The organism is Mesorhizobium sp. M0500 (assembly GCF_040321165.1).
Lineage (GTDB): Bacteria > Pseudomonadota > Alphaproteobacteria > Rhizobiales > Rhizobiaceae > Mesorhizobium.
Window position 1 is genome coordinate 1 of sequence record NZ_JAMYRB010000066.1, and the last position, 3183, is coordinate 3183.

Genomic DNA, 3183 nt, shown 5'->3' on the forward strand with positions numbered 1-3183 from the left:
CAAGCCGATCTCCGATCCCAATACAGGATCGGCAACCTCACAGATCGCGACCACTCCCGAAAGGTGGTCCCACAACAGCGCTTACACTTAAGTCGATGTCGTCGCCTTGAGCTGTTCAAGGTGGTCTCTTGGCGAAGTTACAAAGTGCGGTGGCAGTCTCTTCAGCCGTCCAGCCTTGCTCGATGCAAGAGGAATGAGAGCCGTGAAAGCGGTTTCAAGGACGGCTGCGCAGTTCCCGTCCTGTCCAGGCTGTCCTCGGCAAGAATGTGCGGTGCAACTTGTGCTGTTCGGGACATGAAAAATAACTGGCGAGTGCCAGAAAAAGTCTGACTTTCATCTTACCGTCGGTCAGCCGTAGTGAAGTTTCGGTTTTGGCTCGGTGCCGGTGAATTTGACGCCGATGCGGTCGTTGCGACGCCAGCGAACCTCCGATCGATAGGCAACTCCATCGACCGACACGTAGAGCAAGAAGCGATCGGGAACCCGGGCATCGGGCGCGACCTTCAGCTCAGCGCCCCCCTCATGCTGATTGCGCAAGGTGCAGCTGATCTCGGAATTCTGGATCCCGGTGATGATCGTCCCGCCCTTTAGCACACGTTGGCGGCGCTCGCGCCGATGCTCGTCGGATCTCTCATCAACTGGGTTCCCGGTGTTTGCCATCGATAAAATGTCAATTCGCCCCTAGGTAATACCGAACACAGACGCGCAGCAATGGATGGGTCATGTTGCCCTATTTCGTGACATTACAGGGCATGCTCAGGTGAATCTGTCGGGTCGCGCAGAAAAAGGCAATGATCTAGAAAAGGTCCCGCGTTTGCCGACATGCCGATCAACACGGTTCCAAGCTTCTGGTCGACGCCGACCTAAATGCTGACCTTCCGGCAGACAGGCCCAGTAGCCGTCGAACTCCACCTCGTGTATCCAGGCGTCGCCCTCGGGCGGCTTCTCGACCAAGGTCGGCATCAAGGCTCAATGAACTCCAGCCGGCTGGTGCCGGCGCCTGGCCACCTACGCAAGGAACCGAGTCTGGATCGTGAGATCCGGCGGCTAGGGCAACGGAACATAATCAGATTACCAAATAAGCAATGATGCATGAGATGGCCTATAACTTGCGCAACCGGCGAACGACCCAATTGTCGCTAGCTTAGTTAGCGCCAGCGGCCGCTGGTCCCCCCGATTGGCTGCCGGGCCGTTCCTATCAAACCGCTACGCTCGATGGATCGGCTACTCGCGACTATCGAAAGCCACCAACAGGTCAAGGGCCGCAGCGACTTCGAGGATAGCCTCGGTTATATGGTCGTCGCATAGTGTCAAATCAGGCGCAGACTGCCGAACGTGGTATAATGCGGCTTTAACCGAGACGGTGTCCCCCCGGTCCGCCCTGTTGAGGATTGCGGCAATCGCCTGTTCTAGAACTGGACCGACCCTTTGGACGATGCTCATCCACCTTCCCCCCCGGGAACGCTAGCGTCAAAAATAACGTGTTCGAGGCCGGAATGCAACCGACGGGCGAAATCGCGACTATTTTCGGTCTAATCGTTGCGCAAATCTGCAAAGGAGACCGAAGGCAAACATGCCGCAGCGGAGCCAACGGCGATGAATCGTCTCAAAAGGCTCATCGTTGTCAGAGTTACAAAAGTTGAGCTTCATCGGGGAACACTCTTTCTGTCTGCGGGCCTGTTGGATTTACAGCGCACCCCGCGCATTTAGACAGGAGAAAGAAGATGAAACGCATCCTTTTGGCTTCGGCCGTGCTGGCGCTGTCGGCCGGGCTTTCCTTTGCCCAGACGACGAGCGGAACCTCAACGAGCGGAACCTCGACCACGACAACCATGCCCAGCACGACGGATCAGGGCACCGGCGCGACGAGCAGCGGCACCAACATGTCCGGCGATCAGGGCACCGACACGACCACCACCAGCGGCACCACAAATCCGAACTCGGCCAGAGACTGCGCGCCCGGCCAGCAGACTGGCAGCGCTCAGCAGGCGGCGCCAGGTCAGCAGGACACGGCAGCCAAGAGCCGCCGCGCCGGGCCAGGTGAAAAAGACCGACGAAGGTTGCTGATTGGCACATCGGCACAGGTTGGAATCACCAGCGTGTGGCTGGCCAGTCTCCCCGACCACCGCCTGGCTGGCGAGCAAGTTGCCGGCAGCCGAGCATCAGTCCAGGAACTCTGCGCGTGATTGAGCGGCTCAACGGCGAGATTAAGCGGCGGACCGAGGTCGTCGGCATCTTGCCCAACGACGCTATCGTCCACCTCGTACGCGCGCTCCTTCTTTGAGCAGAACGACGAATGGGCCGTCCAAGCCAGATACATGACACTGGAAACCATCAGCCAAATGAGCGATGATCCGCTCATCAGCCTGCCAGCGGTGGCACGCTGATCATCCCGGCCCCCATGCCGGAGAGCGCGGCGAGCAAGCCGTCAGCTCCACCACATCCTGGGACACGATCTGAAAATGGGTTTAGCCAAAGACTTATCTAATGTTGCGCTCACATTCAATTGTCCGGATTGCTCCTATCCGGCAGTAAGGAAAGGCTCTGCACTAAGAACGATCGCGCACTTCAGATGCCACGGGTGCAACGCCAAGGTGCGGATCACTTATCAGCAGAAGCTAGCGATCTTCGAAAAGCACAGGCTATCGGCCGCGTTGCGAAAACTCAACTCTGCTTTGCGGTAAGCCTAGGCGGCTTTGCCCAAGGGTGAGGCGCGGCATGGCCGGTGTCGCCCTAATCCTGATCCCGGAAGTCCAGCAGCGAGGCGTTGCGTAGACCCTCTTCGCGGTGCACATGCTTACGCGGCCAATCAGCCCCGGCTTGACCCATTGGGTGGCTGGGCGCTTCATGCCCTTTGGCGGCGGCCCGGCATGCTCCTGGCGCCGCTTCCATAGCCGCTCGCGGGTCGCTCGGGTGCGCCCAACGCCGAGCAGCTGGCCGAATGCGGTCGCCGGACTTTGTGCCGGTCGGGGCTAAAGAGTGCCCATATCAAATGGAATGAAATCCTTAGTCGTTCCTTCATTCATCCTGGCTTAAATATTTCCATGGAATGGGGTGCCCGTATCTTGAGGCGGTTTGTTAGCCGTCTGCGACAAACAGGCGAGAGCGGCAACGTTGCTACTATTTTTGCTCTGTCTTTGCCGATTGTCGTCGGCGGTGCGGGCCTCGGTATCGAGACTTCCT

2 protein-coding genes and 1 pseudogene are annotated in these 3183 nt (G+C 58.6%); 2 read left to right on the forward strand and 1 reads right to left on the reverse strand.

Translation table 11 applies throughout. The features are described 5' to 3' along the window. Positions 1 to 348: 348 nt before the first annotated feature. Positions 349 to 660 carry a PilZ domain-containing protein gene (locus NKI70_RS33670; RefSeq protein WP_352450276.1) on the reverse strand — a complete coding sequence of 104 codons (312 nt, stop codon included), beginning with the start codon at positions 658 to 660 and terminating at the stop codon, positions 349 to 351. Positions 661 to 1724: 1064 nt separating this feature from the next. Between NKI70_RS33670 and NKI70_RS33675 the strand changes: the two genes are divergently transcribed. Continuing rightward, positions 1725 to 2186, forward strand: coding sequence for a hypothetical protein (locus NKI70_RS33675; RefSeq protein ID WP_352726423.1), 462 nt, complete (start codon positions 1725 to 1727; stop codon positions 2184 to 2186). Continuing rightward, positions 2186 to 2387 (forward strand): annotated as a pseudogene (locus tag NKI70_RS33680) (transposase); the annotation flags it as partial. The gene NKI70_RS33675 and the pseudogene NKI70_RS33680, both read left to right, overlap by 1 nt. Between the last annotated feature and the right edge of the window lie 796 nt (positions 2388 to 3183).

Bases quoted from the DNA above. Each gene is read 5' to 3' on its own strand.
- NKI70_RS33670 (WP_352450276.1), bottom strand. From the start codon at position 660: ATGGCAAACACCGGGAACCCAGTTGATGAGAGATCCGACGAGCATCGG.
- NKI70_RS33675 (WP_352726423.1), top strand. From the start codon at position 1,725: ATGAAACGCATCCTTTTGGCTTCGGCCGTGCTGGCGCTGTCGGCCGGG.